Origin of the sequence: Bacillus sp. 17RED48 (genome assembly GCF_019837545.1) — a bacterium.
Classification (GTDB): Bacteria; Bacillota; Bacilli; order Bacillales; family Bacillaceae_G; genus Bacillus_A; species Bacillus_A wiedmannii.
The window spans coordinates 162,170-187,171 of sequence record NZ_JADAXG010000008.1 but is presented as its reverse complement, the minus strand read 5'-3'; the positions used below and the strand labels follow the sequence as shown (position 1 = coordinate 187,171).

Genomic DNA, 25,002 nt, shown 5'->3' with positions numbered 1-25,002 from the left:
TCTATTAAGAAGAAAACTAAGCTGTCTCTTGTTGTTTTCGTTATACATTCTAAACTATTTAGTTACTTCACTATTTCACTTCAAAGTAGATGGTCTTATTTTATATAACATGCTACCTGCAATGAAATAGTAACTAAAAAGGAAAAACAGTTTACTTTACTTTTCTTCTTATTGTACAACAGAGTATTCATTCATGCATTGTTATTTGTTCACAAATTCGATATAATTTGATTGAGTAAAGTCGAAATATTTTATTAATATAAAATTGTATGATTAGGGGATATTTCAACAGAAAAGGGGTAATCCATCATGAAACACCTCGTAATACTAGGTGGCGGCTACGGTGGAATGAGAATTCTGCAGAGGCTACTTCCAAGCAACCAACTTCCAGATGATGTACAAGTGACATTAATCGACAAAGTACCATATCATTGCTTCAAAACTGAATATTATGCATTAGTTGCGGGTACTATTTCAGAAACACATATTCGTATACCGTTTCCCGAGCACCCACGCCTCAATATTCAATACGGCACAATAACAAATATTGATCTCGAAGAAAAAGCTGTTCATCTCGATGGCGGCGAAGCGATCCAATATGATGATTTAATTATCGGTCTTGGCTGTGAGGATAAATATCATAACGTTCCTGGGGCGAAGGAATATACACATAGCCTACAATCGATTGAACAAACACGTAAGACATATGAACAATTAAATAGTCTAGAACCAAACGCAACAGTAGCTGTCGTTGGCGCTGGATTAAGTGGCGTTGAAGTTGCAAGTGAACTTCGCGAAAGCCGTTCTGATTTAAAAATTCACTTATTTGATCGAAAAGATAGAATTCTATTCCCATATCCAGAGAAATTAAGTAGATACGTAGAAGAATGGTTCGTAAAACATAAGGTTACTATTATACGAAACGCTAACATTACAAAAGTAGAACCAAATATTGTGTACAACCACGATGAACCACTTGAATGTGATGCAATCGTCTGGACAGCTGGTATTCAAGCAAATGAAGTTGTTCGAAACCTTCCAGTTGAACAAGATGGTAGCGGACGGGTTGTTTTAACAAAATATCACAATATTCCAAATAACGAGCACGTGTATGTTGTAGGAGATTGCGCAGCACTTCCACACGCTCCATCTGCACAACTTGCTGAAGGTCAAGGAGAGCAAATTGTCCAAATATTATTAAAACGTTGGAACAATGAACCACTTCCTGACGAACTACCTGTAATCAAATTAAAAGGTGTTCTCGGCTCTCTTGGTAAGAAGCACGGCTTCGGTTTACTTGCAAACCAACCATTAATGGGACGTGTACCGAGATTATTAAAATCCGGTCTTCTTTGGATGTATAAATATCATAAAGGTTAATACTTTACAAGCTGTCTACTAAGTAGGCAGCCTCTTTTATGAGTTACAATATAATTTTCAGACACATCTTTCTCAATATGGATAATGATTTATTTTTCATTTTTATATTAAAAACTATCGATGAACAGTGTATGCTATTTATAAGTTGTTTTATTTCCTTTAAGACCGAAGTCATTCGGTCTTATTTTTTTATGTTGTAAACACTTTTACAGGAGGTATTCCATTTCACTTATGAACTTAACGAAACTAAACAATCGAATAGAAGTAAAGAAGAAAGAATTGATCTATCTCGTTGAAAAGTACGGATTCACTCATGATAAAGTGATTTCTTTCAGTCAAGAATTAGATCGTTTACTTAACTTATTAATAAAACTCAAGACGAAGAAAAAACGTTGCTCTTTATAACCGTTATCTTCTCTTTTTTGATACGATATAAATAGAATCAGAAAGGAGCCATTTATGTTTATATTAAAAGACGTTACATACAAAGATATACTACACATTCCTTATTTACAGATTCAAAAAGAAAAAATCACATGTATTATCGGTGAGAGTGGGAGCGGAAAAAGTACATTGCTTCGCATGCTAAATGATTTACAATCTCCAACATCCGGTACAATTGAATATAACGGAAAGCTGATTTCTGATTATCCTCCTATTCAATTACGACGTGACGTAGTCATGCTTGGGCAAACTCCACCTATTTTTGATGGAACGATTAAAGACAATTTATTAATGGGACTTCGTCTTTCTGAAAAACCATTTCCAAATGATGATATTTTGCGAGGCGCACTAACGACTGTTAGCTTAGAAAAAAATTTAGAAGACAACGCCGATTCATTATCAGGCGGAGAAAAACAGCGACTTGCTTTTGCACGTATCGTACTTATGGATCCACCTGTTTATTTATTAGATGAACCAACCTCGGCACTAGATAGCGATACAGAACGCCGCGTTATGAAACAATTTACTATGCTAGCAAAAGAAAAGAAAAAAACAGTTATCTTCATCACACACTCACAACAACTTCCAGAAGAAATTGCAGACGATATTATTGAAATTAGCAAAACAAACGGTGCAACTAGAAAGGAAGTGCTCTCAGTTGAAGGGCGTTATTGAACTCCAAATTTGGCAACTTGCCGCTGCATATATTTTTATTCTTATTTTAATAGGTCTTGTAAAATTAAAAGGAATACCGCGTGAAAAACAAATTGCGCTCGCAACATTCCGTATGACGATTCAGCTCGTACTTGTTGCATATGTCCTTACATACGTATTTGAAAATAGTAATCCATTTTATACAATTGCTCTTATTACTTCTATTACTACCTTTGCCATTTTTAATATTTATAAACGAGTTAACATCCCGATGTCAAAAGACTTAAAACGAGTAGCCGCGCTTTCCATGGTTGCCGGATCAATCGGGCCACTTCTACTATTTATCTTTGTTATTATCGGGCATGATCCTTGGTATGCTCCGCAATATATCGTTCCGATTACAGGAATGTTAGTTGGAAATGCAATGACAGGTGTTTCTCTCGGTGCAAATACGTTCTTAAACAATATGAAATCGCAAAGAGGTCAAATTGAAGGAGCACTTATGCTCGGTGCAACACCGAAAGAAGCAACTGCTCCGCTCATACGTGACGCTTTTGACTCTGCTATTTTGCCAACAATCAACTCCATGGTCGGAATGGGAATTATAAGCCTACCAGGCATGATGACTGGTCAAATCTTAGCTGGTGTATCACCATTTACAGCCATTCAATATCAAATCGCCATCATACTCGGTATTTCTGGGAGTACTGCCTTTGCTGTCATTATCTTTTTACAGCTTGGATATAAAACATTCTTTAATAAACGGTGTCAGTTAAAAGAAATTGACTATGGTGCGCGGTAAATGTTGCACTGTTCACGGTAAATAAAATTATATAGACTTACCGATAAAAAATGACAATAAAAAAGAGGAGGCTAATCGCCTCCTCTTTTTACTTACGCCTTCTTAACGAACTGTGATTTTAACTTCATAGCTCCGAAACCGTCGATTTTACAATCAATATCGTGATCGCCATCAACTAGACGGATACTCTTTACTTTCGTACCGATCTTCACAACTGAAGAAGTTCCTTTTACTTTTAAATCTTTAATGACAGTAACAGCATCGCCATCTTGAAGAACGTTTCCGTTTGCATCTTTTACAACTTTTGCACCATCATTATTTTCAGCTTCTGCTTCTTGGCCCCACTCATGAGCACATTCTGGACATACGAATAGAACGCCATCCTCATACGTATATTCTGAATTACATTTTGGACAATTTGGTAAAGTAGCCATAAATTCATTTCCTCCGTTCATTATTTATACGTAAAAATCAAAATTGATGTTTACATCTCGATAAATAAAATTTGTACAGCATTTCTTTATAGTGCCATAGTCTTACGTTATTGACAAGCCTACCTGGAATTCTCATTTATTATTGTATTTTACAAATTTTCAATTCGTATGGTGTTTCCAATAAAAAAAATGAACCTTCACAGGATTCTTCTTTTCAAAATAAACGAGTTTTCACTAGAAACTCCAACTATTTTCTTCAATATAAAATTGATACTCTTCTAACTCTTCTTCACTTAACTTTTTATTATTCTCATATACTTCTTGCCATTCAAAATAGTCTTCACTAAAATAAACAGCAAATTTTATTTTCACATTTTTCTTCTCTGTATAATCATAACCAGTAAACTCTACTACGTCATAATCTTTTTCTTTCTTCACAAACTTCCAAGTTGGATCATCCGTCATAATCTCTCAAGTAACACCTTCACTACTTTAGCGAACGACATTTTGTATATTTGATAATAAAAATGTTTCACATGAAACTATCTATATTTCGTATTACCTTACCTCTACACAGTACATGTAAATCCATTTCTCCAAAATACGAAAGACGCCCTTTTCAAAAAGGCGTCTTTTTACAGTTGAAAATTTACTAATATAAAAAATGAATTATTGAATAAATGAATTACCCATGGAACGAGTAAATTATTTGTTTTCTTATAAGTGTAGGCTAAACATATACCACCACCAAAAATATATAAAACACCACCTAAAGTAAGTGGATGCCCTAAAGTAAATATAAAAGCACTTATAACAATACTAGTAAGTGTAGAAAAGCGCTGAGATAATTTTGTGAAAAACATCCCCCGAAATAAAAGTTCTTCCCAAATCGGTGCGAAAATTGTGAGTACAACTACGTATAAAATGATTTCACTTTTAGTAGGCTCTATTACTATATTAGATTCATTCACACCAAGCCCATGTGGTAAAACTAAATTTAATACCGCAAGATATATAAGCAGTACGATCATCGTCATTACTATCGTTACATAATGCTTAAAATTATTGAACTGTATTGATTTTAATAAATGTGCACAGTAATTTCTTACTGATGAGTATATTAAAATAATAGTAAGAAATGTTAAAGGCGGAATAAGATAATCTACATACCATGGATATAAGGAAGAGTCATATATAATGTTCAAAAAATCAATTCCATACATGACTCCAAAAATAATTATTATCATACTAATTACTTCGCGCATACTCATTTGTACATTCTTTTCTTCATATGTAGCTAATTCTGTATTCATCCTATCCCTCCAGTATAATTAAACCTTTTAATCCATTATATACCAATTCTAACACAAAAACAGACGATACAATCTAATGTATCATCTGTTTTTTTCCTACCATTTCTCTCTACATGTTTCAATTAAATGCAGTAAGTACTTCCTCGTCATATCTGCCCTTCTCCACCTTGAGAGCATTCGCTTTTCTTTTGGATTCTGCCGTATTCTCGCTACTTCTTTTAATAAAAGTCCCCATTCTTCCGCTGAACGTTCTAACAAGTATTGCAATCCACTATCTTTTGAAACGATTGTTTTATGATCCAGTGTATATAAAATACGGCCCATCGTAACGACAGCTGATTCTACCCACTCTTCTACGAAAAATAAATATGGCTGCTTTGCTTTTTCACTCCAGTATTGTTCTACGTTGTATTTCATCGTATTTACTACATCGTCCCACCTTATTTGAAACGAAAGATCTTCAGCTTCTTTCCCAGTAACTGTAATACCTTGATTTTTTAACGTCCACCATGTGACCGCATTAATATCCCAATGACCTATATTTGCTTTACCATCTGCACAATACACGTACTCATTCATTTCATCATTGTATTTTCCTAAATCAGCAAGCGGAATATACATACCATCCATTCTTTTACCTAACGTACTATCACTAAGTTTCTTATGAAGTTCTACAAGTTGCTGTTTTTCAGCTTCATTCACAGAATCACTTATTACCGTAACAAAATCAACATCGCTCGTTTCTGCATGAAATGCACCAAGTGCGATGGAGCCGTAAATATATACCCCGACTATCTTTTCGTCCAAAAAAATTTCTTTTAATTCTACTGTGTACCGCTCCATTAACTGTTGTACTTCCGTTGGTAACGCATGCTTCACTCCATTTTTCACATCTATCCCTCCAATAAAAAAGAGCCTTTGCGAATTCGCAAAGGCTTCCTGTTTTATAAATATTTCTCGATTTCTTCGTAAACATCCTTCAAACGAGGATTTCCTTCTCCAACAACTTCTCCATTTACAAGAACGACTGGATAAAATAGATCTTCCTCCACTACGCGCTCTGCGAATGCTTTTTTATCTTCATCTTCTTGTTTTTCTTGAAAATCAATATACTCGAAATTAAATTTATTTTCTTGTCCTTCATATTTACGCCCAATTGCCGCTTGTAACCATTCAAACGTTTCTGTTGAAGATGGCATTCCAACGCAGCTTGCACAAATTACTTTCGTCCCATACACTTGCACATTAACCATTTCTTCTCCCCCGCTTCTTGTTTCAACAGTATATTCAGATGTCTTAGTACATAAGCACATCATTTTACAAACTTATTCCCTACCCCTATACTGAAAAAACACGTTATAAACATGATAAAAAATTTCGACATTAAAACAAGAACAGAAAAAATAGATTTTCCCCTCTATCTTGATTATAATAAAACTGATGAAAGGAGTCGATAAAAATGGAAAACCCACATATGGAAGAACAAGTACTAGAAGTATTAGATAAATTACGTCCATTCTTACTTCGCGATGGCGGAGACGTTGAATTAGTAGACATTGAAGAAGGTATCGTAAAATTACGCCTTATGGGTGCTTGCGGAAGCTGCCCAAGTTCTACAATCACACTAAAAGCTGGTATCGAACGCGCATTACTTGAAGAAGTACCAGGCGTTATTGAAGTAGAACAAGTATTTTAATTAAAAGCGGAAGCGGCTCATTCAGAACAGGAGGTCATTGGAGCTCCTGACGAAGAGGCGCTTTTTGCCTCACAGGAAGGCGCGAAATGGCCGACTGTTCTAGCCGCTGAAGCTAGATATTAATCTAAAAGCGGAAGCAGCTCGTTCAGAATCGCTTCCTAGGAAGAGACCCAAATGGGTCTCTTTTTTTATTCAAATAACACTTCTCCTTTAACATCATAAAACAAAATTGGAAATCCTTCTCAAAAAGTGAGATAATTAATACTATAGAATCGTTCACACATATACAGAAAAAAACATAGGGGGACGACACATGCCAAGAATGGGAAACACTTTTTTAACAATTCAAGAACTAGAAAAGAAAAAAGAATATTTATTAGACCTTTCATCCGTTATACCAACATGGAATACAAGCTATCAATTTTTATTTAAAGAAATCCAGCAAGAATTATTGAGTAAAGTAAATGAAAAAATCGAAAGACATCAATTCATTTTAAATATATGTACAGATCAACAGGTAGGGGCATAATGTATTACATACAATTGTAGTATAAAAAAAAGAGACCTCACCCGGTCTCTTTTTTATTTTAAGATAGCCAATCTAATTTCCTAATACCTAACTTATCAACTGGTAAACGAAGTGATCCATAAAAGTGCTTCATAAATTGCTCAGAGCGGTTCACATCGTGTAAAATGGCTTCTAAGCGATCTCTATATATGCTTTTTTGTTCTTCATTTCCTGTTTGGTAATATCGTTCGACTGTTTCAAAATAGTGAAGTGGGAACAGGAGCCTTGCAAATAATAAGCGCCAACCAAAAGAGGATAGCGAATAATTTCGTTCATAGTCTGTAACAAATTGAACGATTGTTTGCTCCCAGTCTTTCTTTTTTTCTATCATCATATAGCGGATTAATTCTGCCATATCTCGAGTTGGGTGATCATACACCCAATCAAAAGGAAGTTTGAGGCGCTTCGTTTGATGCCATAATAAAGGTGTGAATCGTTCTTGGCAAATTGTTGCTGCATCAGTCATTTGCGGCGTATCATCCATCTCTGTATCAACAACATATTGAATTGCATTTTCTGCAACTCCTAAGTAATACGGGAAGGATTCAATAAACAATTGATCGAATACGTCTGTAGGGTGGTTCATCACTTGTGATTGCCAAAACTTTTCTAATTGGTCGAGTCTTTTTTCCCATAACGCTTTCCATTCACCAATGCGGCTTAATTGCTCGATTTCTTCTGGAAAGAATGCGCCTCGTTTATGGAATATAGAAAGCTCACTTCCTAATGATGTAGCATGTCGTTCTAACGCACGCATACCTTTTAATAAGCAGTAATTTTGTTCTTCTATCTCACATACATAGTAGCCGTGTATAGTCGGAACGAAAGTCGCTACAGTTATATCCCCTTGCTGGTTCATATAGTCACTGAGCTTTTTCATCTCTACAAGTACTTCTTCCTCCATTTCTCCAATTGGAACAAGTACATAAATTTTGTTGCGAATCCAAAAGCTTTTATAGGGGCCAAGGGGGATTAATTCTTTAACATGCATGTGATAATGCTCATAAATATGATGAATCATCGCAGTCGCCACCTATGGTTTTTCTTTATATATATGAGCTTGTGCTCGCCTTTCATTCCTATGCACATGATAAAGCAACGAAACGTATACAAATACTAAAAAGAAAAAAAGGTGATAAACATGAAAGAATCAAATCAACTACAAGAAAGAGCATTACAACTATTACAAGAGCGCGGTGTAACAATTGACGATATTGCTGAGCTTGTTCATTTTCTTCAAAAAAAATATCATCCAAATTTAGAGATGTCAGAATGCCGTTATAACGTTGAGCGTGTATTATCAAAACGTGAAGTACAAAACGCACTGATTACTGGTATCGAACTCGATGTTCTTGCTGAAAAAGGAATGTTAAGTGAGCCGTTACAAGATATCGTAAAACGTGATGAAGGCTTATACGGAATTGATGAAGTGATCGCACTTTCTATCGTTAATGTGTACGGCTCTATCGGTTTCACGAACTTTGGATATATCGATAAATTAAAACCTGGTATTTTAGAATTCTTAAATGATAAATCATCTGGAAAGGTGCATACATTCCTTGATGATATCGTTGGCGGAATTGCTGCCGCTGCTTCAAGCCGCTTAGCGCATAGAGCTGAGCATTCGGAATAAAATATGAAAGACCGTCAGTTTCATACTGACGGTCTTTCATATTCCATGAGCATAAATTCTCTTCCGCGGCTTAAAAAAATAGGACCTTGTTGAAAACCTATTTTTTTATATAGCGTAATCGCCCTTGTATTAAATGTCGCTACACTAAGTCGAAACATCTTCGGCTTATATTCTTTCGCTGCAAAGGCTATCCCAGCTTGAAAAAATATGTTACCCAGCCCTTTCCCTGTTAACGCTGGCTTCATGCCAAGTCCGATATCAATTACATCTTCTCCACCATATAAATGAGCATCTCTTCCACCTGGTACTTGTGCATTTTCCCCAAAACAAAAATAGCCGATAAACTCTCCCTTATCGTCACAACAGCCATAATACGTCCCATCTAATAATTCTTCTATTGCTTCTTCCTCTCCTGAAAAATTATACAAATCATAAGGTTCTTCATACGTCCACGTATTTATCTCATTTGCTTCTGCTACCGTTAACTTATGTATATCCATCCTTCTCTCTCCTAATCAAATATTCTATATATACTCATTCATTTTTCGCGCCTCATTTCCCTCTAATTGGAATATGCATAATTACATACGCACACCTATGAAACAAATGGTACAATTTATTTGAATCGCTGTTGCTACACTTCTTGATCAAAGAAAAGGCGTTAAAACGGATATTAGCGCCTTATCAAACTCAAGCAATTGGCACATTTTGTCATCATGAAAGACACTCGAAAGAGTGTCTTTTTTTTATATCTCACAAGGACTTACTCATTTCAACATATAAACACATAAAATAATGTAACTCTTTACATGCATGAACCCTTTTCTCAAAGTTTTGAAGTAGACTCAAAATAAAAAAAGCACTCTTGGCTAGAGTGCTTTTTACTTTCAAATAAGGAGGTTACATAATATGGATAGTACTCTCGTATTTAATTTCGGCATTGGTATTGTCATCATTTTATTTGTTTTCTTTGTTCTTTGTATGAGTGGGGTATAGAAAGACGATTTTTGCCGTCTTTTTATACATATGTATCATTTGACTTCCGCAAAAGAAGTAACCATAATAGTTACATAAATAAAAAACTATTCACATATCCACAAATAGGAGGAAGAGCAATGAAACATGTAATCGTTTATGCACACCCAAATACAGAAAGCTTCAACCATGCAATTTTAGAAACGGTAAAAAGTGAATTAGAAGAAAAAGGTCATGAAGTACGCGTTCGTGATCTATACGAATTAAACTTCAATCCAGTATTAGGCGCTTCCGATTTCATCTCATTTTCTCAAGGAAATACACCAGAAGATATTAAAGAAGAGCAAGAGCACATCTCTTGGGCCGATAGCATTACATTCATTTATCCAGTTTGGTGGGCGGGACTTCCTGCTATTTTAAAAGGATACGTTGACCGTGTATTTAGCCATGGCTTCGCTTATGCTTACGGTGAAAATGGTATTGAAAAGTTATTAAGCGGTAAAAAAGGATTATTATTATCCACAATGGGAAATACGAAAGAAGCATACACAGCAGGCGGTATGTTTGAAGCAATGAAGAAAACAGCGGATGTTGGTATTTTTGAGTTTACAGGCATTGAAACAATTGAGCATACATTCTATACGAGTGTTCCTTCTGTGGATGATAATGTGCGTAAACAATATCTTGAAGAAGTGAAAGAGGTAGTAAATCGTGCATTCTAATAAAAAACTCCGGTTGTTAAAACCGGAGTTTTTTATTTCATCATTAATTTCGGAATATATCTTTGAAGAATGCTTTCTAATTCATTCATATCTTCCTGTCTAATAAGTAAATTCACATTGTCATTCATTTTTTCTCGCCCGCGATATAAAAATATATTTTCTTTTGGATTTTCCCATGTCGATGTTTTATAGCCTTTTAATTCTTCGTATGAATAAAAGTTTAATCCGTCTACTACACCTTTTTCATATATTTGTACACTTTTAATAAGATGGATAGCTATTAAAGTCATAAAACAACTTGCTACAACATAACTACCCGACTGAATAAGAAACTGTTCAGCTGTATCAATATCGCCACTTACGTACTGAGCATATATATACATACATTGTCCAATGAAATATGCTGGTCCAAGTAATGCAATCCAACGTCTCTTCACTCGTGGATATGTTGCAATAAGTTTTCCCACACTTTTTTTCATTTCATTTATTTTATATATCTTCCATAGAACAAAAAATAAAACACATAATGTAAAAACAAACATAATACATGACATCCAGTACACTCTAATTCCCTCCCCTCAATATCATTACATATAAATTTTACATTTTATATAACAATAGCACATATGCAATTATGCATAAAAAAACAGGTAACCACTTCCGGTTACCTGTTTTTCATTACATCTTCTCAATCCACTCCGTCAAGTTATGCACAACTTGCGTTGGTTGTACTTCATATTCTGTTAACTTCTCCACAGTTGTGACTCCAGTGTGGACAAGAAGCGTATGCATGCCAGCATTTACTCCCGCTAAAATGTCTGTATCGTAGTTATCCCCAACCATTAATGCTTCATCTTTTCCTATCCCAAGCACTTTTAACGCTTGTTCCATAATGATTGATTCTGGTTTTCCGATAAAGATTGGCTCCACACCTGTTGATACTGCTACAACTGATGTTAATGAACCGTTACCTGGTAATAATCCGCGCTCAGTCGGAATGGCAATGTCTCCATTTGTAGAAATAAACGTTGCGCCGTTACGCACAGCAAGACAAGCTTTTGCTAATTTTTCATATGTGATGTCACGATCTAAACCAACAACAACGAAATCAGGATTTTCATCCACAAGTTCAAACCCTTTTTCCACAAGCGCATCATGTAAGCCTTCTTCACCAATCATATATACCTTTGCATCTTGTTTACGTTCATAAATAAAGTTCGCTGTCGCCATACTCGTTGTGAATACTTGCTCTGCTTCCGCTGGAATATCGAAACGAACAAGTTTTTCTGCCACTTGTTCTGGTTTACGCGTCGAATTATTCGTAACGAATAAATAAGGAATGCCGCGCTCTCCTAATGCTTTTACGAAGTCGCTTGCTTCTTCAATTTGTTCTTCTCCGCGATACATCGTACCGTCTAAGTCAATTAAGTAACCTTTATACATCATTATGTCTCTCCTTCTATGCTAACGTTCTCACCTATCATACCACTCTTATATTACCCGCTTTTTCCAAAGAAAAAAACGCTTTACCTTAAAGCGCCCCATAACGTTCATTTTTTCTCTTTTACTTGGTAAGAACAACTACAATCGCCCTCACACATGTTTGCCAACGTCTTTACATCTGCTCCTGCAAATAAACGATTATACATCTCTTTTTCATCTTCGCATACTTGCGGGAATCTCTCTGCAATTTCTTTTAACGGACAGTTTTGTTTTTCAATTACGAAAGAGTTCTCTCCATCTCTCTTTATTTGAACCATATAACCATTTTTCTCTTGCATAGCTGCTATCTCTTGCACTTTATATGCTAAACTCTTCTGATTACTCACTCGCTTTTGCAACTGGTCTTCCATTCGCTTCGTTCTCTCTTTTAAAATGTGACTAAGTATTTTTTCATCACCCATTCGAGCTAAATCTTCTAGCATATCAATCGCAAATTGCTTATACTCTTTCGGGAATGTATCTTCTCCCTTTTCACTTAATCCATACAAATAAGTTGGTCTTCCGACATGTTGTCTTACCATCTTAGAATAAATGAAACCATCTTTCTCAAGATTACTTAAATGTCTTCGAATCGCCATTTCTGTAATCTCTAAAACATCAGCTAATTCCGCTACCGTGTGCTCTCCCTTTACTTTCAACAATTGCACAATTTCATCTTTCGTCGTACGTGCTTCCCCCATGCTTCACCCTTCTCCCTTCTCCCTTTACTTTCTCACATACAATATAAGATCCCCAAAAGATAGTCCTGGGGATCTTATAAGCATAATTATTCTGGTACAAATGCAGATACAGGTCCTAATTCCTTCTCTAAATAACTGCGAATATTTGCTGGGTATTTCTCTACCACTGCAATATGTTTTTGAATCGTCTTATATAATTCATCATGATTCATTTGAATATAATCTTGCGTAAGCATTTTTCGAAGAAGGATAATTTCTTTCATTCCTCTTCCTTCTTCTGCACTTATCACTCGCTCGTCCATCAAAATGTCGATAATATCTTCATAACTTCCTGGATCGCGCATAATAAATCCATCAATCATCGCATTCCCTACATCTAATACACAATCAATAATTAGATGGGCTATGCGTTCTAATGCGTAAAATTCAAACTCGGTTTCATATATCTTTTTCTCTTGAAATGTACTTGTTGCTCGTTCTAAACATACTAGCATTTGTTCTATTTTCTTTCTGTCTACAAAATACATGAATGTCACCTACCTGGAAATTAAAGCATTTACATTTTAATTGTAACGCTTTCTTCTGAAAAAATCGACAATTTTTCGAATTCACCTTTTCTCCGTTATTTGTTATAGTTATATTTGTATGATTTTTGAAATTGGAGGAATGGAATCTTGGAACGTGAACTCGCACTAGAAATTGTCCGTGTAACAGAAGCAGCAGCATTAGCATCCGCACAGTGGATGGGCCGCGGAAAGAAAAACGAAGCAGATGATGCAGCAACTACAGCAATGCGTGATATGTTTGATTCAGTAAACATGGCAGGTACAGTTGTAATCGGTGAAGGAGAACTTGATGAAGCACCGATGTTGTATATTGGTGAAGAACTAGGAACAGGTAACGGTCCAGAAGTAGACATCGCCGTTGACCCATTAGAAGGTACAAACATCGTTGCAAAAGGTCTTGCAAATGCAATGGCAGTTATCGCAATCGCCGATAAAGGAAACCTTCTTCATGCTCCTGATATGTACATGGAAAAAATCGCGGTTGGTCCAAAAGCAGCTGGTAAAATTAGCTTAGATGATCCAATTGAAAAAACAATTGAAATTGTAGCAGAAGCTAACAATAAAAAGATTCGCGATCTAACAGTTATCGTGCAAGAACGTGAACGTCATCAAGATATTATTGAACGTGTTCGTGCAAAAGGTGCACGCGTAAAGTTATTTGGTGATGGTGATGTTGGTGCGTCAATCGCAACAGCACTACCTGGAACGGGTATTGATTTATTCGTAGGTATTGGCGGAGCTCCAGAAGGTGTTATTTCTGCAGCAGCATTAAAATGCCTTGAAGGTGAAATGCAAGCTCGCTTAGTTCCAATGAACGAAGAAGAAGAAGCTCGTTGTCGTGAAATGGGATTAGAAGATCCTCGTCAACTGCTTATGTTAGATGACTTAGTATCTGGGGATGATGCAATCTTCTCAGCAACTGGTGTATCTGCTGGTGAGTTATTAGACGGTGTGAAATTCCTTGGCGGAGATTTAGCTGAAACATATTCTATCGTTATGCGTTACAAAACAAGAACGGTACGATTCATTAAAACGCATCACCATTTAGATCATAAACCACACTTAAACTTAGATATTTAATAAAGGAGCCATGTGTATGGAAGAACGTTTCTTTCTGTACGACGATACAGTCGCTACAAGAACTCGTTTCGTTAGCTTTATGGGAGAAAATGAGCGTCATGATTTAGCGCTTTTATACTCCGATCGTCATTACGGTAAAACAATTGTCCTTGATATGCAGCGCAATAGATTTGCAATCATCGGTCCTGACGATTTAAACGAACCAGGCTACTTAGAGCATGCATTTTCGATGACTGAAGAAATTGCAGAAGAACTACGCTCATTTTTATTTGAACTTATATAATTTATCGTAGGCACCAGCTATGTTAGCTGGTGTTTTTCCGTTATAAGAGTTTTGAATTTTCAATCTTCTATGTTATAATTAAGAATAAATCTATTTGGATAGAAAGGACGTTATCTACGTATGCCAACATTTACTTTGTAATGGACCAGCAATTGGATAGCATTACTCTCAAAAAAGCACCATGCTTTTTCAAGGGAGTAATCTGCCCATTCCCATTACAAAGGAACGTAACGCATCTGTAGTATGATGTTTACGGAGGTTCCTCTTTGGGGAACCTCCTTTTATTTTTGTCTATTTCTCATGTCTTCATACTACAAGACATCCAAATAGCTGTATTACGTTCCTTTACCACTACTATAAGAGGTGAAGGAAAATGCAGAAAGTACAACTTTCTTGGAGTTTATATGAAAATGAGCAAAATACAATCGAAAAGTATTGTAAAAATTGCAGACGCACTACCCTATTTACTGACACGAATATTCGTAGGCATAACGCCAACGGAAAAAATATATATCGTTTTGCCATTTATAAATGTCCGAAAGATCATACTTGGAACCAAAAACTTCGTATTTATAAATCATTTACTGATCATGTGGAAACAGTCGACATGAATACGCAAGATCAAACAGAAACAACTACTACCATTTCCATTACACATCATAAAGAAAGTGGCGTAGCTGAAATTACAATCGTATTAGATATCGTTTTCGGTTCCCACCGAATCGATAAAGCTTTATCCACATATATTTCTGACTGGAGCCGTACACGCATTGTGGATAAAATTAAAAATGGGGATATTCAATTGAACGGACAACAAATGAAACCAAATGCAATACTTTCTGAAGGTGATTCTATTTCAATTTGTTTGTGAGCAAGTAAAAAAAATCCTCTTACAATCGTAAGAGGATTTTTTTATTTCTTCACTTTTCGTAATACAAAGTGTGCACAACCGAAGTTACAGTACTCGTATAAATACTCCGTTAACGTACTAATTTTCGTATCATATGTCGAACGTTGATTACTATCATCAAAGAAACCGCGCAATCTAAGTTGCTCATAACCCCAGTCCCCAACGATATAATCATATTTATTTAAAATTTCTGCATAACGCTCTTTAAATGCTTCTTCACTAAAACCGTCACGAAAGTTTTTAATTACTTCGTACTGCACATTATTAATGCTCACCGTAGCATGCATCTCTTGCTCTTGCTTTTGCTCCATCATTAACTTCCTCTCTAAGCATTCTTCTTTTTATCGTATCACAAAGCATACCAACCAACAATTTCAAATACAAAAAATTGAAAATTAGTGCATACTATGGAGAAGGAGGTGATACATCGTGAAAAAACAAATTATACTCTCTCTCCTCACTCTTTCCTTATTTGCAGGCTGTCAATCAACGAATAAAGCCGAAATGGAACGTGAAGAAGGAAGTCGTGTTCTTGTTTCCAATAAAAACGACATGTATCATACGGAAAATACAAATACACGGCTTACAAGAGTCGGTTATTCATCTAAACAAAAACATGAAGTATCTAACAAACAAGTAGGAGCCATTAACCGCGAGAAAGTCGCTGAAATGATTACAAGCATGACAGTCAAACTTCCTGACGTTACAAACGCTGCTACGCTCGTTACCGATGATGAAGTATTTGTTGTATACCGTGCAAACACAACGGATCCAAAACTCGTAGCAGATCAAGTATATAAAGCTGCTTTGTCCATCGTCCCTCGCTATTATAAAGCATATGTATCAACAGACCAAAAGTTGATTTCTCAAATTCAAGGGCTTCAATCTGGCGCGTTAAATGATACAGAATATACACAAAGCCTTGATATGCTAAAGCGAGAAATGAGCAAAAATCCTCATTTGAACAATACGGGGGATCAGACTTTGAATGATATGATAAAAAAATAAAGAAGGTGGAGAAAACCTCCACCTTTTTTACTATTTCTTACAATCCGCATAAACCTCCATCGCATCACACATAAACTGTGCTAACCCCTCACCAAACTTATCGATATTTTTCGTAAAGCGCTCATCAGCGACATACATTTGACCGAGTCCTTTAAAAGCATCTAATGAATATTCTCCGAAGTTTTGCAAGTAATCGTACCATACCCCGATTGCTTCTTGTGCCTCTTTAGAATCTGGTGCGCCGTGTCTAAGCGCCGCCAAATTTCTATAAATCGTATTAAACTCTTCTTGATTGTCTTTTGACATACCTTTCGCGTATTCATTCGCTTTATCTACAGCTGCGTCTCCCCATCGTTCACGCGCTTCTTCTTCGTACGGATTATGGCTGAAATCGAAGCCTTCAAATTTCTCTTTATTCGTCATTTCAATCTCTCCTTTTGTATGCTGAATTGTTTTATCAATCGTCGCAATCACTTTATCTAACCTAGCACGCTTTTCAAGAAGCATTTTCTTGTGAAGCTGTAGTGCTTCTTCGTGGTCAAATGATGGACTCATGATAATTTCTTTAATTTTCTTTAAAGGGAAGCCTAGTTCTTTAAAAAATAAAATTTGCTGCAATGTCTCTAAATTTTCATTGGAATACAGACGATATCCAGACTCTGTCTTCTCGTCTGGGGTTAATAACCCAATTTCATCGTAATGATGCAGTGTGCGCACACTAATTCCAACTAAATTAGCTACTTCCTTTACCTTCATTGTCATGTGTATCTCCCCCTTAATACATACGATAAAGTATGACGCAACGTTAGAGTCAATAAGTACATTCATTTTTTGTTAAAAGTTTCATCTCTCCCATATTTCATGCATAATAGATATGTACATATATTAGAAAGCGGTGAAAGTATGGTTTCAAATACTGTAATTGCCAGCATCATATTTCAACTCGTTGTTTCGGTTCTGGTCCCAATTGTTGTACTCGTTTATTTCCGTAAAAAATATAATATTAATTGGAAAGTGGTCGGCGTTGGTGTTCTTATCTTTATTGGATTTACCCAAATTCTCGAAACACCGTTCCACCTATTTATGCGCGGTAATCCAGCAATCGCTCCATTTTTAGAAAATCCGTTTGTCTTTGCAATTTATGGCGGACTAACTGCTGGTATTTTTGAAGAATTAGGACGCTTCGTTGCCTTCTTCTTCCTACTAAAAAAATATCTAGAATATAAAGATGGCTTCGCTTATGGAATTGGTCATGGCGGGATTGAATCCATTTTAGTTGGCGGATTCTCTGCCTTGCAGACACTTATATTCGCTAATGCTATTAACAATGGTAGCTTCGCTCAAATGGCAGAAAAACTACCACAATTAAATGTTGTAAAGGATATGTTAATAGAACAACCTGCTTATTTATACTTCCTTGGCAGCTTGGAAAGAATTATGGCCCTTGTATTACAAATTGCCTTTACAATGCTTGTCTTATTCGCTGTAAAACAGAAGAAATATATCTTCCTTGTTTACGCTATATTATTCCACGCATTTGTAGACTTTTTCGCGGCGCTTTACCAAACAAAAACAATTAACATCTTCGTCGCAGAAGGAATTACCCTTCTCTTCACAATTGGTGCTGTCATTCTTATTCGTAAAATGAAAGCGAAATTAATGAGTGTACCGGCGTAAAAATAACCCACCAGTTGGTGGGTTATTTTTTATATGGATTATCGTAATGATGATAACTTTTGCCCTCTCGCAGCTCCTTCTTTGTTTCTGCATCTATAACAATGTACTTATGAAATTCGTCTACTTCATTTTGAGAAAAGGAAGCGAAAAAATAAACTTGGCGATCAGGGTGAATAAAAATATCTTGAAGCACCACTTCACCCCGGCAACCCACGGCTGTTTTTTGCCTGAAAGAAAATTCTTCATCGGGCACTTCTTTAAATAAAATCTTTTTCCGAACGCTATATGTTGCATTGTTGTATTCTTTATAGATTTTCTTATCTAACTGTTCGTAAAACACACCCTCACTCACAAACGATTTATTTCGATTGCTTGGATAATTTAATTTTTGATTGGATTCTGCATATGTTGTGGACAAGTGTATAAAAAAACAAAGACCGAATATAATACATATCATTTTTTTCATCATTACACCTCAAATATTCATTTATCCACATTACTTTTCCACATATTTAGATCAATATGCCGTTTCCAATAAAAAGGAATTTTTTCCACATTTGTCGAAGTATATAGCGTCAACTTGAAAGATGGGGATGAATTATGAAGAAATTGATTGTAATACGACATTGTTCAGCAACTGGACAAGAACGTGATGCCGAATTAACGATTGCAGGAAAAAATCAAGCAAACACTCTTGCTACATTCCTCTTAGAAAACCAACCACAAATAGATCATATTATTTCAAGCCCATTTGTGCGAGCTATCGATTCTATTCGGCCCTATGCGCTTCAAGCTAACTTGTCTATCCAAGAAGATGAACGATTAGCTGAACGCATATTAAGCGACGTTCCAATGGATGATTGGTTGCAAAAACTAGAATCTACTTTTACAAATATAGATATTGCCTTTTCAGGCGGAGAGTCTACAAAACAAGCGACGGATCGAGCTATATCACTTATCCAAGACGTTTTAAAGTTAAACCATACTACAACACTACTCGTTACACACGGCAACTTACTCACGCTCATTTTAAAGCACTTTGATCATACGATCGGCTTTATTGAATGGAGAGCTTTAACGAATCCTGATATTTACGAAATTACACTCGATAAACAATGTATCCTAAAACGATTATGGGGAGCACCGTCCAAGTAATATCTCTTTCCAACACATTCAGTTGACGCCACGAGAAGAAACTGTACTAACAATAGAAAGGGGTATCACTCCATATGTACGAAGATGTACTTGCTTTACTACATAAAACAAATGCTTCTTACGAAAAGTTTGAACACGAACCAGTACTCGATTATGAAACAGATCGTATCGTACGTGAAAGGCTTGGCTTACACGGCACTCCAAGTAAAAGCTTATTTTTAAAATCAAAGTCTGGAGATTATTACGTATTTTTCACGTTAGAGGGCACAAGGCTCAACCGAGGAGAGATGAAAGAAATAACTGGAGAAAGCTTATCTCTCTGTTCTCCTGATGAGCTAAGAGAAGAAACAGGCTGTACGCCAGGATGTGTAGCTCCTTTCGGTTATTCACAACATGTAACGATTATTGTGGATAGTGCTATTTATGCTTACGATAAAATTTTAATTACACCTGGTGTACCTGAATTTACAATTGAATTATCCACAGAGGAATTAAAGAAAATCTTATTAACATGCCCAAATACTGTTTTAGAATATAAACAAAAAGAGAGCTAATCATTAGCTCTCTTTTGTCATTATTTTGCTTCTGCTACTTTTTCTTTTGCAGAACGAACTTGCTCGTCCGCATGGTAAGAAGAACGTACAAGTGGGCCAGCTTCACAGTGACTAAATCCTTTGCTAAGTGCAATTTCTTTAAGCTCTGCAAATTCTGCTGGTGGGTAATATTTAAGAACTGGTAAATGCTTCTTAGATGGTTGTAGGTATTGTCCAAGAGTTAAAATATCCACATTGTTTGCACGTAAGTCATCCATTGCTTCAATTAAATCTTCTCTCGTTTCACCTAAGCCCACCATAATGCTCGATTTAGTTGGAATATCAGGCTGCATTTCTTTCGCTCGACGTAAAAACTCTAATGAACGGTCATATTTTGCTCTAGCGCGAACTCGGTTAGATAATCGACGTACTGTTTCAATGTTATGGTTTAAAATATCTGGTTTTGCATCCATTAACATTTTTAAGTTTTCTTCTACTCCACCCATATCAGATGGTAATACTTCGATTGACGTAAATGGGTTTTTGCGACGAACAGCGCGTACTGTTTCAGCAAAAACAGCTGCTCCGCCGTCCTTTAAATCATCACGTGCAACCGCTGTTATAACAACGTGCTTTAAGCCCATTTGTACTACAGAATCTGCTACGCGTTCTGGCTCTTGTAAATCAAGCTCAGTTGGTAAGCCTGTTTTAACCGCACAAAAACGACAAGCACGTGTACAAACCGCACCTAAGATCATAAATGTTGCTGTTTTCCTTACAGCCCAGCATTCATGAATATTCGGACATTTCGCTTCTTCACAAACTGTATGAAGATTCTTAGAACGCATCATTTTCTTTAAGCCTGTATAGTTTTCATTCGTGTTTAACTTAATTTTCAACCATTCGGGCTTGCGCTTATATTCTGTTTGTTTTGTCATGGTTATCAACTCCGCACAATATGAAATAGTTTACCGTGTTCGCTTCTTTCAATGTAACATATCTATTCTAACGTATGAAAGCGATTTGCTCAAATGAAGATTCTAAGATTTTTTCCAATCGTTCCCTATAATGAAATACTCCGTATATCCCACACTAAAAAGAGTGATGTTGTGAAAGGAGTCTATTTCATGCTTCGAAAAATTTCTCTTTTGCTTTCGATTTGCTTTCTTCTCCACCAAAACATCGCTTACGGTGAAGATAATCAGCAAAGCATATACGAAAAGCGCATGGCACTATATAAAGAAACCGAGCAATCTTCAGGCATTCCGTGGTATTACTTAGCTGCAATGGATCAATATGAAAGAAATATACGGAGCGTAAGAAAAGATATTCCGAAAAAACCAGATGCCATCATTTCCCTTTATTTCAAACCAGAAATATGGGCTGGACCCGTTAATATTAACGACACTCTTCCCCATACAATTTCTCTATTTGGCGGGATGGGTTTAGATGGTGACAAAGATGGATTTGCAAATGCAAATAACGACCGTGATCTTTTGCATACAGCAGCAACGATTTTAAAGAAACAAGGACCGTCCGAAGACCGTATTCACATTATGCTTTGGGAATATTATAGACGTGCGAAAACAGTTGAATTAATTACCGAATACGCCCGTATTTATAAACATTATGGACGTATTAATTTAGAAGGAAATGCTTTCCCTCTCCCGATTCGTAGTGATCATAGCTACCGTAGTACTTTCGGTGCTGGAAGAAGTTTCGGGGGAAGGAGAGTTCATGAAGGAACCGATATTTTTGCAGGCTACGGCGTACCAGTAAAATCCACTTGCTATGGCATTATTGAAACAAAAGGCTGGAACCGTCTTGGCGGATGGCGCATCGGCATTCGTGACCTTCATAATAACTACCATTATTACGCTCATTTAGGCGGATTCTCAAAGGAAATACAGCTTGGACAAATTGTTGAGCCCGGAAAAGTAATCGGATTTGTCGGTAGCACCGGTTACGGCCCTCCAGGCACAGCTGGAAAATTCCCGCCCCACCTACATTTCGGCATGTATAAAGACAATGGTTATACAGAATGGGCTTTCGATCCATATATGCATTTAAGTCTTTGGGAGCGAAAAGAACGCGCGAATACAAAGCGATAACCGTAGCAATATGCTACGGTTATTTTTTTAATTCGGCTAACTATCCGTTTTCTTTTTATCAGGTACAACAACACTCCCGCTTCCATAATAAGTAGGTACTTCCCCTTGAACAATGCGCGTTGCAATCGGAACGTCTTGCTTCACTGTTATTTCTTTCGTATGAAATGGAATAATCACTTGCAACGTGACTTCCATCTCCATAATAATTTGAATCGCTGTCGTATTGATCCCGTGCGGTTCAATTTTTTGTTTAATATCCGTATTCACATGACCAATCGTCGTGAAATCGATTGGAATATCGGGACCTATATTTCCAAGAAGCGCATTATCCGTTACACGACCAAAAGGAACTGCCATCGTTGCTCCATTTTTTTCAGAAATACCTAGCCCCTTCAAATCACCTTGTTCTACTTGCTGTAAATATTTTTCTATGTATGTAGTCGTTGATGTTACGATTTCATTTACTTGCTTCGTATTTAAATTAATTGTGGATACTTTCCCGTTTTTATCATTTTGTACTTTCATTAATGAATCGACATCGAATCCTTCATTAATTCTATCTTTTACCGCCTTTGTCATAATCGCTGTCGCCATTTTATGCGTCTCTACTTCTCCATATTTAAGTAATGTTGGCTGAATGCTACTATTCACAATCCATAATCCTTGCACGAGTAATATGACAAAAAGAATAAACGACATAAGCAGTATGTACCGAAAGGAAATAGGCCCCCTTCGAAACCGCGAATTTTTCGAACGAAATATACTCATAAAAAAACCTCCTTCTTATATCATTTCTATGCAAGAAGGAGGGACGATATATGCTTATCTCATTTTTAATAATGCTTCTTTTCCGATTGTGCCTGCCGTAATACCTAAAGCTTCGGCTTCAATCGTTACTGATTCTAGCGGTGCTTCAAGAAGCTGTTCAATCGTTCTTACACCAACCGCACGGCCAGCAATAATTCCTCGATCCCCTAACTTCTCATTTAAAAGACCTACATCTAATGCACCGCACATAATATATCCTTTATCGCTCATTACAGCTAGCAAATTTGTCTTTGGAAGTTTGACGCTAACCGCAATAAACGTATAATTATCAATTATAATTGGCTCCACATTAACCATAGTTCACACTCCTCTCTTTCTTATCTGTATGACAAGAGAAAAATGAGTGTTACAAGTAACTAGCCTATAGTTTGACGGAAGATGTATGAGTTATCAACACGTCTGTTAACACATCTCTGAGTAACTCTGGCATATAATATTGTTTGTCAGAAAGTGTGGATAGCTCTGGGTATAAGTATCCGAACGTAAACATATCAATCGTTCCTACCGTATATATACGATCTAATTCCAGCGATTCCCCGTTAATCAATACATCTTCGAGTAAAATTTTATTCCCAGGAATCGTATCTGGAATGACCTCTACACCAGCATAAATCATTTTTCCCATCACTTTTCCGCGAAATCCGAATCCTTTTACCTCAAGGTTCTCCATATTCGGGCGACGCGCTTTCAAAATAACTTCTCGTAACGTTTTTCCTGGCACTTTTAATAAACATGGATTAATTGGATGTGGACAAATTCTGTGAATATCTCCGCGCGTCACAACACCTTCTTCTAATCCTTCAAGAAGTACACCAGCGTTCACCATGCCAATCTCTGCATCGCACCACGTTTTCAGCGCATTTGCTAACATGTGAGAAAATGATGTCTCATGAAACCAATCGATCGGTAATGATTCCTTTAAATGAACGACAGGCTCTGCCATAATATGTTTACTTTCTTCCTGCAGCATTTCAATTGTGGATAACGGTTTGTTATAAGCACCTAAACGTTCTGTTTTAATCGCCCTACCGTCCTTTTTCAATAACTTCTTCGTCTCTTTATCCACAGTAAGCTGAACGTGCCCAACGTAACGTCCCCACTTTTCACAACAACAAAGTAAAGTATTATTCATGAGAACTCCACGCTCAAATAAATGGTGCGTATGTGCACCTAAAATAACATCTATATCATAATGCTCTGCCATATACTCATCCATGCTTTTTCCAAGATGAGAAAGGACAACCGTAATATGAGCCTCATCTCGCACTTCTTCTAAAATAGACTCTAAATGGATAAGTGGATCTTCAATATGCCAATCGAGCATATGATAAAACTCTGGATAAGCTACCGTTAACCCGATAAAGGCAATCGTAATCCCATCTGTCGTTGTATGTAATTTATAAGGCTTTGCCCACTCCGGACGTACACCTTCTTTTTCAAATAAATTCGCAACGAGCACCTCAAATCCTGCATCATCATATAGACGATTCAAATGCTCCTTCGCTAACGTAATTCCTTCATTATTTCCGATTGTTACATAATCATATAACGCCTCATTCAAAAGCTTCGTATTGCCAAGTCCATTCGTCGCTTCCGAAATACTATGAAAACGATCCACATGATCGCCGATATCAGCCGTCAAAACGGTCTCTCCCGCTTCCTGTCTTCGCTTTTTCTCCCCTTGTACAAACCGAGAAATTTGCGGCCAATTTTCAAAATGACTATGTATATCGTTTGTATGATAAAGGTGGATGATTGTTTCTTTATTTATATTCAGAGAAAAAACCTCCTCTCAGTTCCTTACTGCCATTTACGCTACACGTACGCAATAATCCTGTAAATACTTTTCGTCTTTTCTTGCTATTTTACATTGTACTCGCATTGTGAGAAAAAGCAAAAGATTGCCCTTTTTGATATGAAAACTTTTTCTATTGTTTGGAAGGATTCTAGATGGTTGGGTTGGGGTTCGGGGGATTTGTCAAAAAGTTTAACAGAGAGTTCGGTAGGTCGGGGGCGATTGGATTATCCAGTGGGTTTATCAATATCT

The 25,002-nt window shown here is 36.6% G+C and carries 33 protein-coding genes and 1 pseudogene; 16 read left to right on the top strand and 18 right to left on the bottom strand.

Annotation, left to right across the window (positions count from 1 at the left end):
• Positions 1-309 precede the first annotated feature (309 nt).
• The 4 genes from ILT06_RS25910 to ILT06_RS25895 all read left to right on the top strand — a co-directional run bounded on the left by ILT06_RS25910 (position 310) and on the right by ILT06_RS25895 (position 3,280).
• Positions 310-1,380: an NAD(P)/FAD-dependent oxidoreductase gene (locus ILT06_RS25910; RefSeq protein WP_064476298.1), complete on the top strand. Its 1,071-nt coding sequence runs from the start codon at positions 310-312 to the stop codon at positions 1,378-1,380.
• 231 nt (positions 1,381-1,611) lie between these two features.
• Positions 1,612-1,785, top strand: coding sequence for an aspartyl-phosphate phosphatase Spo0E family protein (locus tag ILT06_RS25905; RefSeq protein ID WP_063222111.1), 174 nt, complete (start codon positions 1,612-1,614; stop codon positions 1,783-1,785).
• 54 nt (positions 1,786-1,839) lie between these two features.
• Positions 1,840-2,499 carry an ABC transporter ATP-binding protein gene (locus ILT06_RS25900; protein ID WP_076541849.1) on the top strand — a complete coding sequence of 220 codons (660 nt, stop codon included), beginning with the start codon at positions 1,840-1,842 and terminating at the stop codon, positions 2,497-2,499.
• Positions 2,483-3,280, top strand: a complete 798-nt coding sequence (locus tag ILT06_RS25895; RefSeq protein WP_000679243.1) for an ABC transporter permease — start codon at positions 2,483-2,485, stop codon at positions 3,278-3,280. Before ILT06_RS25900 ends, ILT06_RS25895 begins: the two co-directional genes overlap by 17 nt.
• A gap of 92 nt (positions 3,281-3,372) precedes the next feature.
• Here ILT06_RS25895 and phnA read toward each other — a convergent pair whose 3' ends face one another.
• The 5 genes and pseudogenes from phnA to ILT06_RS25870 all read right to left on the bottom strand — a co-directional run bounded on the left by phnA (position 3,373) and on the right by ILT06_RS25870 (position 6,280).
• Complete coding sequence (gene phnA, locus ILT06_RS25890) at positions 3,373-3,714, bottom strand: alkylphosphonate utilization operon protein PhnA (protein WP_000212737.1); 342 nt, start codon at positions 3,712-3,714, stop codon at positions 3,373-3,375.
• A gap of 234 nt (positions 3,715-3,948) precedes the next feature.
• Positions 3,949-4,230 (bottom strand): annotated as a pseudogene (locus ILT06_RS25885) (DUF2628 domain-containing protein); the annotation flags it as partial.
• A 119-nt stretch (positions 4,231-4,349) separates the two neighbouring features.
• A complete protein-coding gene (locus tag ILT06_RS25880; RefSeq protein ID WP_222655646.1) occupies positions 4,350-5,027 on the bottom strand; it encodes a CPBP family intramembrane glutamic endopeptidase in 678 nt (225 codons plus the stop codon).
• Between the two features lie 96 nt (positions 5,028-5,123).
• Positions 5,124-5,918: a nucleotidyltransferase domain-containing protein gene (locus tag ILT06_RS25875; protein ID WP_088046862.1), complete on the bottom strand. Its 795-nt coding sequence runs from the start codon at positions 5,916-5,918 to the stop codon at positions 5,124-5,126.
• Between the two features lie 53 nt (positions 5,919-5,971).
• Complete coding sequence (locus ILT06_RS25870; RefSeq protein ID WP_048561653.1) at positions 5,972-6,280, bottom strand: YuzD family protein; 309 nt, start codon at positions 6,278-6,280, stop codon at positions 5,972-5,974.
• A gap of 206 nt (positions 6,281-6,486) precedes the next feature.
• Here ILT06_RS25870 and ILT06_RS25865 point away from each other — a divergent pair, with 206 nt between their 5' ends.
• Together ILT06_RS25865 and ILT06_RS25860 are read left to right on the top strand one after the other, a co-directional pair.
• The gene (locus ILT06_RS25865; protein WP_000431158.1) at positions 6,487-6,723 is read left to right on the top strand and encodes a NifU family protein; all 237 of its coding nucleotides are present in this window, start codon (positions 6,487-6,489) and stop codon (positions 6,721-6,723) included.
• A gap of 313 nt (positions 6,724-7,036) precedes the next feature.
• On the top strand, positions 7,037-7,252 hold the full coding sequence (locus ILT06_RS25860; protein ID WP_064476294.1) for a hypothetical protein: 216 nt from the start codon (positions 7,037-7,039) through the stop codon (positions 7,250-7,252).
• A gap of 58 nt (positions 7,253-7,310) precedes the next feature.
• Here ILT06_RS25860 and yutH read toward each other — a convergent pair whose 3' ends face one another.
• On the bottom strand, positions 7,311-8,312 hold the full coding sequence (gene yutH, locus ILT06_RS25855; protein ID WP_000581260.1) for a spore coat putative kinase YutH: 1,002 nt from the start codon (positions 8,310-8,312) through the stop codon (positions 7,311-7,313).
• A 120-nt stretch (positions 8,313-8,432) separates the two neighbouring features.
• On the opposite strand from yutH, the gene ILT06_RS25850 reads away from it, so the two are divergent.
• Positions 8,433-8,924, top strand: coding sequence for a phosphatidylglycerophosphatase A family protein (locus ILT06_RS25850; protein ID WP_000665100.1), 492 nt, complete (start codon positions 8,433-8,435; stop codon positions 8,922-8,924).
• 20 nt (positions 8,925-8,944) lie between these two features.
• Here the strand turns inward: ILT06_RS25850 and ILT06_RS25845 are convergent, their stop codons facing one another.
• Complete coding sequence (locus tag ILT06_RS25845; RefSeq protein WP_088046861.1) at positions 8,945-9,424, bottom strand: GNAT family N-acetyltransferase; 480 nt, start codon at positions 9,422-9,424, stop codon at positions 8,945-8,947.
• Positions 9,425-10,039: 615 nt separating this feature from the next.
• Here ILT06_RS25845 and ILT06_RS25840 point away from each other — a divergent pair.
• The gene (locus tag ILT06_RS25840) at positions 10,040-10,621 is read left to right on the top strand and encodes an NAD(P)H-dependent oxidoreductase (protein WP_064476293.1); all 582 of its coding nucleotides are present in this window, start codon (positions 10,040-10,042) and stop codon (positions 10,619-10,621) included.
• A 32-nt stretch (positions 10,622-10,653) separates the two neighbouring features.
• Here the strand turns inward: ILT06_RS25840 and ILT06_RS25835 are convergent, their stop codons facing one another.
• The 4 genes from ILT06_RS25835 to ILT06_RS25820 all read right to left on the bottom strand — a co-directional run bounded on the left by ILT06_RS25835 (position 10,654) and on the right by ILT06_RS25820 (position 13,331).
• Positions 10,654-11,184 carry a hypothetical protein gene (locus tag ILT06_RS25835; protein WP_064476292.1) on the bottom strand — a complete coding sequence of 177 codons (531 nt, stop codon included), beginning with the start codon at positions 11,182-11,184 and terminating at the stop codon, positions 10,654-10,656.
• A 115-nt stretch (positions 11,185-11,299) separates the two neighbouring features.
• A complete protein-coding gene (locus ILT06_RS25830) occupies positions 11,300-12,064 on the bottom strand; it encodes a TIGR01457 family HAD-type hydrolase (RefSeq protein ID WP_064476337.1) in 765 nt (254 codons plus the stop codon).
• Positions 12,065-12,171: 107 nt separating this feature from the next.
• Positions 12,172-12,804, bottom strand: a complete 633-nt coding sequence (locus ILT06_RS25825; RefSeq protein ID WP_064476291.1) for a helix-turn-helix transcriptional regulator — start codon at positions 12,802-12,804, stop codon at positions 12,172-12,174.
• Positions 12,805-12,890: 86 nt separating this feature from the next.
• Positions 12,891-13,331, bottom strand: coding sequence for a DUF86 domain-containing protein (locus ILT06_RS25820; protein ID WP_064476290.1), 441 nt, complete (start codon positions 13,329-13,331; stop codon positions 12,891-12,893).
• Between the two features lie 147 nt (positions 13,332-13,478).
• Here ILT06_RS25820 and glpX point away from each other — a divergent pair, with 147 nt between their 5' ends.
• The 3 genes from glpX to ILT06_RS25805 all read left to right on the top strand — a co-directional run bounded on the left by glpX (position 13,479) and on the right by ILT06_RS25805 (position 15,604).
• The gene (gene glpX / locus ILT06_RS25815; protein ID WP_064476289.1) at positions 13,479-14,450 is read left to right on the top strand and encodes a class II fructose-bisphosphatase; all 972 of its coding nucleotides are present in this window, start codon (positions 13,479-13,481) and stop codon (positions 14,448-14,450) included.
• Between the two features lie 16 nt (positions 14,451-14,466).
• Entirely contained in the window at positions 14,467-14,733 is a 267-nt protein-coding gene (locus tag ILT06_RS25810) for a DUF3055 domain-containing protein (RefSeq protein WP_000392616.1), read from the top strand.
• 373 nt (positions 14,734-15,106) lie between these two features.
• Positions 15,107-15,604 (top strand): hypothetical protein, encoded by a 498-nt coding sequence (locus ILT06_RS25805; protein ID WP_064476288.1) that lies wholly within the window; start codon positions 15,107-15,109, stop codon positions 15,602-15,604.
• 41 nt (positions 15,605-15,645) lie between these two features.
• Here the strand turns inward: ILT06_RS25805 and ILT06_RS25800 are convergent, their stop codons facing one another.
• Positions 15,646-15,957: a YutD family protein gene (locus ILT06_RS25800; RefSeq protein ID WP_002008894.1), complete on the bottom strand. Its 312-nt coding sequence runs from the start codon at positions 15,955-15,957 to the stop codon at positions 15,646-15,648.
• Positions 15,958-16,072: 115 nt separating this feature from the next.
• Between ILT06_RS25800 and ILT06_RS25795 the strand changes: the two genes are divergently transcribed.
• The gene (locus tag ILT06_RS25795; RefSeq protein ID WP_002191082.1) at positions 16,073-16,651 is read left to right on the top strand and encodes a YhcN/YlaJ family sporulation lipoprotein; all 579 of its coding nucleotides are present in this window, start codon (positions 16,073-16,075) and stop codon (positions 16,649-16,651) included.
• A 30-nt stretch (positions 16,652-16,681) separates the two neighbouring features.
• Here ILT06_RS25795 and ILT06_RS25790 read toward each other — a convergent pair whose 3' ends face one another.
• Positions 16,682-17,413, bottom strand: a complete 732-nt coding sequence (locus ILT06_RS25790; RefSeq protein ID WP_222655645.1) for a MerR family transcriptional regulator — start codon at positions 17,411-17,413, stop codon at positions 16,682-16,684.
• A gap of 99 nt (positions 17,414-17,512) precedes the next feature.
• Between ILT06_RS25790 and ILT06_RS25785 the strand changes: the two genes are divergently transcribed.
• Positions 17,513-18,328, top strand: a complete 816-nt coding sequence (locus tag ILT06_RS25785) for a YhfC family intramembrane metalloprotease (RefSeq protein ID WP_142289305.1) — start codon at positions 17,513-17,515, stop codon at positions 18,326-18,328.
• Between the two features lie 22 nt (positions 18,329-18,350).
• Here ILT06_RS25785 and ILT06_RS25780 read toward each other — a convergent pair whose 3' ends face one another.
• Positions 18,351-18,794, bottom strand: coding sequence for a hypothetical protein (locus ILT06_RS25780; protein WP_064469504.1), 444 nt, complete (start codon positions 18,792-18,794; stop codon positions 18,351-18,353).
• Positions 18,795-18,928: 134 nt separating this feature from the next.
• Between ILT06_RS25780 and ILT06_RS25775 the strand changes: the two genes are divergently transcribed.
• Both ILT06_RS25775 and ILT06_RS25770 read left to right on the top strand, forming a co-directional pair.
• Complete coding sequence (locus ILT06_RS25775; protein ID WP_064469505.1) at positions 18,929-19,483, top strand: histidine phosphatase family protein; 555 nt, start codon at positions 18,929-18,931, stop codon at positions 19,481-19,483.
• A gap of 74 nt (positions 19,484-19,557) precedes the next feature.
• On the top strand, positions 19,558-20,037 hold the full coding sequence (locus tag ILT06_RS25770) for a YbaK/EbsC family protein (protein WP_000272726.1): 480 nt from the start codon (positions 19,558-19,560) through the stop codon (positions 20,035-20,037).
• A gap of 20 nt (positions 20,038-20,057) precedes the next feature.
• On the opposite strand, the gene lipA is transcribed toward ILT06_RS25770, so the two are convergent.
• A complete protein-coding gene (gene lipA / locus ILT06_RS25765; RefSeq protein WP_000166376.1) occupies positions 20,058-20,954 on the bottom strand; it encodes a lipoyl synthase in 897 nt (298 codons plus the stop codon).
• Positions 20,955-21,143: 189 nt separating this feature from the next.
• Here lipA and ILT06_RS25760 point away from each other — a divergent pair, with 189 nt between their 5' ends.
• Entirely contained in the window at positions 21,144-22,127 is a 984-nt protein-coding gene (locus ILT06_RS25760; RefSeq protein ID WP_064476286.1) for a M23 family metallopeptidase, read from the top strand.
• Positions 22,128-22,163: 36 nt separating this feature from the next.
• Here the strand turns inward: ILT06_RS25760 and yunB are convergent, their stop codons facing one another.
• From yunB to ILT06_RS25745, 3 genes are all read right to left on the bottom strand, one after another.
• Positions 22,164-22,895 (bottom strand): sporulation protein YunB, encoded by a 732-nt coding sequence (yunB, locus tag ILT06_RS25755; protein WP_064476285.1) that lies wholly within the window; start codon positions 22,893-22,895, stop codon positions 22,164-22,166.
• 54 nt (positions 22,896-22,949) lie between these two features.
• Positions 22,950-23,252, bottom strand: a complete 303-nt coding sequence (locus ILT06_RS25750) for a YunC family protein (RefSeq protein ID WP_000248463.1) — start codon at positions 23,250-23,252, stop codon at positions 22,950-22,952.
• Between the two features lie 64 nt (positions 23,253-23,316).
• A complete protein-coding gene (locus ILT06_RS25745; protein ID WP_081257355.1) occupies positions 23,317-24,708 on the bottom strand; it encodes a bifunctional metallophosphatase/5'-nucleotidase in 1,392 nt (463 codons plus the stop codon).
• Positions 24,709-25,002: the final 294 nt, after the last annotated feature.